Source organism: uncultured Lamprocystis sp., assembly GCF_903933125.1.
Taxonomy (GTDB): Bacteria; Pseudomonadota; Gammaproteobacteria; order Chromatiales; family Chromatiaceae; genus Thiodictyon.
The window spans coordinates 1-2,676 of sequence record NZ_CAIZIZ010000156.1 but is presented as its reverse complement, the minus strand read 5'-3'; the positions used below and the strand labels follow the sequence as shown (position 1 = coordinate 2,676).

Sequence of the window (2,676 nt, the reverse complement as noted above, 5' to 3'; positions counted from 1 at the left end):
TTCGCAACGGGAATTGGAGGCTGTCCTTGGGTACGATCCGGATGAGGGTGATGCGGGCCAGGTTCAGCAATTGCTCGCGGATGCCGGCGCTCTCGGGCACGACGCCATCATCGAACTCTCGGCTGACCATCGACCCGGTCGCAGCCTTCCCACTGCTGCCGAGATCAAATCCTGGGCAACTGATTTCGGCAGTACCACGCGACCCGCCGACATCCCCCACATCACGGGCTTGGATCTGCGTGGACGCGCGACTCAGCCGGCTTGGCGACAGGGCTATCATGCCGCCCGCGCACTGCGTGAACAGCACGGACTGGCGTACGAACCGCTGCCGGACCAGCGCCTTGCCGAGCTTTGCGCGGTCTCACCGGTGATACTGCAACAAGCGACACAATCCAGTCCACTCGCCTTTGCGCTTGATGACGAATCACACGGATCGGCGCGTGTCGCGCTCCGGTCCCACTATCCCACGGGTCGCCGATTCGAGCTGGCGCGCCTGCTTGGCGACCGGATTGCGAGCGGCCTGGATGAGCCTATTATTCCGGCTACCAGATCACATACCTACCGACAAAAGCTCCAGCGTGCATTCGCCGCCGAGCTCCTGTGCCCGTTTGAGGCACTGGAAGCCTTTCTGGACGGCGACTATTCAGAGCAAGCGCGCGAAGACGCCGGCCAGCATTTCAGTGTCTCCGAGCGGACGGTATGGACCCTGTTGGTGAATAACGGTCGGCTTGAACGGCATGCGGTCGGTGACGACGCAGAGACCTTGGACGCCGCAGCCTGACGGCTTAGGGATCAGATCTGGTTGCTTGCGCAGTGGATCGCCCCTAGCATTTGCGCCAGCATCGCCGTTGCGAGGAAAGTGATATGCCCACCCTGGTCTTGCGAAACGTCCCGGATGACCTGTACGGTCGGCTCAAGCAAGCCGCCGCCGACCACCGCCGCTCCATGGCGCAGGAAGCCATCGTCACCCTTCAGTCGGGACTGGACGGCGCGCTCGATGGAGGGCGCAGGCCCTCGGTCGAGGAAAGCCTCGACTGGCTCAGGGCGGAAGTCTGGACCTTGCCGATACTCGATCGGCGTACTGACGACCAGGTTCTGGGCTACAACGCCGATGGCTATTGCGATTGATCTGGCCGTCGACACCAGTGCCCTGACCGCTATCCTGCTTGGCGAGCCGGAGGCTGCCGATCTCTTGGCCGTACTGGCTGCCGCAGCCAGGATCGGCCTGTGTGCACCCAACCGTACCGAACTGCTACTGGTCATCCAGTCGCGGCTCGGCGATATCGGAGTAGAGCGGGCCAAGCGTCTGCTCGCCATGCAGCGTATCGCGACTGTCCCGTTGGACGAGTCCCTGGCCGATGCCGCGGCCCTGGGTTTCCGGCGCTTCGGCAAAGGCCGGCACCCGGCGGGGCTCAACTTCGGCGACTGCTTCTCTTACGCCCTCGCGTTCCGCGAGCAGGTTCCGCTGCTGTTCAAGGGGAGTGACTTTTCGCAGACTGATGTGCGGGTTGCGGCTTACCCTATACCCTGATCGCCGGCCAATCGGCAGAATGTGGTAGCGGAGCGATTTTATTGGAACTATTTGAACCTGGCCCCATCCTGCCCGGAGTGGAAAGACCTCATCCAGCAAGTGCGCGTTTGACGCATGGGTCGCGCGTTTCAGTGATGGTTCTATCTCGGCGTTAGAGACCATCGGTTGAGGTGAGAAGCGAACCCAAATATACTCAAGGCTAGGTGCTCGCTTTGGAGTTTCCTTATTAGTTAAGCCTACGTGCTTGTCCCATTCTTCTCAAATCAAGAGTGAATTCTAGTGGATACAGAACCCTACAAATTACCCTTCCAGGAATCTGGTTTAACAGGCTTCCTGTGTCCTCGGTGCGAGAAAGGTCGTCTGAGGGTAAAGAAGGATACCGTTCATTGTGAGGAAACTCAGAAATCAAGGACGCAACATGCTAATCCGCAATTCGAGCCCGACTCCGGTGAATACGTGTATTGCTGCTTATTGGAATGCATCAACGAAGTATGCGAAGAGGTTGTAGCGAGTACCGGTATCGGTGTGCTGTCTTTGGATGTGGATTTTCAGGCAGACAGCCCTCGCGAATCTTATGTGACATCGTTTTGGCCGCAATATTTTTCGCCTTGGCTAAAGGTCTTTAGGGTTCCTGAAGAAACACCGCTGGACGTGGCTTCTGAAATTGATCGATCATTCGCTCTGTTCTTCGCTGATCCGCCATCTGCCGCGAATCATTTGCGCATAGCTTTGGAGCGCATACTTACCTGTCTGAAGGTCAGGCGCTATAATAACAGCAAGGGAAAAAGGCACATCGTGCGCCTCCATGATCGTATTGGCCTTCTGCCTCCAAGATACGAAAAGGAAAAGGATTTATTTCTCGCCATAAAGTGGATCGGGAATGCGGGAAGTCACAGTGAAGAAAAATTGTCCTGCGATGACGTTCTCCATGCCTACACGGTGATGGAATTGCTTTTGGCAGAGATTTTTATTAGTAGACATGCACGACCACGGAGTCTTGCCAAGAGCATCAACAAGTATAAAGGTCCTATAAGGATATAGAGCAGGTTTGGGGCTGCCGTGAGCCAGTGATGGGCTGATATAGCCCTCGGACGTGATAACCGGACGTAGGGGCGGGTTTCAAACCCGCCCCTACACCAAGGGTC

3 protein-coding genes and 1 pseudogene are annotated in these 2,676 nt (G+C 57.3%); all 4 read left to right on the top strand.

Features of this window, described 5'->3' with window-relative positions; all coding sequences use genetic code 11:
* Positions 1 to 781, top strand: a pseudogene (locus QZY03_RS07700) (hypothetical protein); the annotation flags it as partial.
* Between the two features lie 83 nt (positions 782 to 864).
* On the top strand, positions 865 to 1,128 hold the full coding sequence (locus QZY03_RS07695; protein ID WP_295579798.1) for a hypothetical protein: 264 nt from the start codon (positions 865 to 867) through the stop codon (positions 1,126 to 1,128).
* On the top strand, positions 1,112 to 1,531 hold the full coding sequence (locus QZY03_RS07690; protein ID WP_295579796.1) for a type II toxin-antitoxin system VapC family toxin: 420 nt from the start codon (positions 1,112 to 1,114) through the stop codon (positions 1,529 to 1,531). Before QZY03_RS07695 ends, QZY03_RS07690 begins: the two co-directional genes overlap by 17 nt.
* A 279-nt stretch (positions 1,532 to 1,810) precedes the next feature.
* The gene (locus QZY03_RS07685; protein ID WP_295579794.1) at positions 1,811 to 2,572 is read left to right on the top strand and encodes a DUF4145 domain-containing protein; all 762 of its coding nucleotides are present in this window, start codon (positions 1,811 to 1,813) and stop codon (positions 2,570 to 2,572) included.
* The last annotated feature ends 104 nt before the right edge of the window (positions 2,573 to 2,676 follow it).

Coding starts and splice junctions, on each gene's coding strand:
- QZY03_RS07695 (WP_295579798.1), top strand. CDS start 865: ATGCCCACCCTGGTCTTGCGAAACGTCCCGGATGACCTGTACGGTCGG.
- QZY03_RS07690 (WP_295579796.1), top strand. CDS start 1,112: ATGGCTATTGCGATTGATCTGGCCGTCGACACCAGTGCCCTGACCGCT.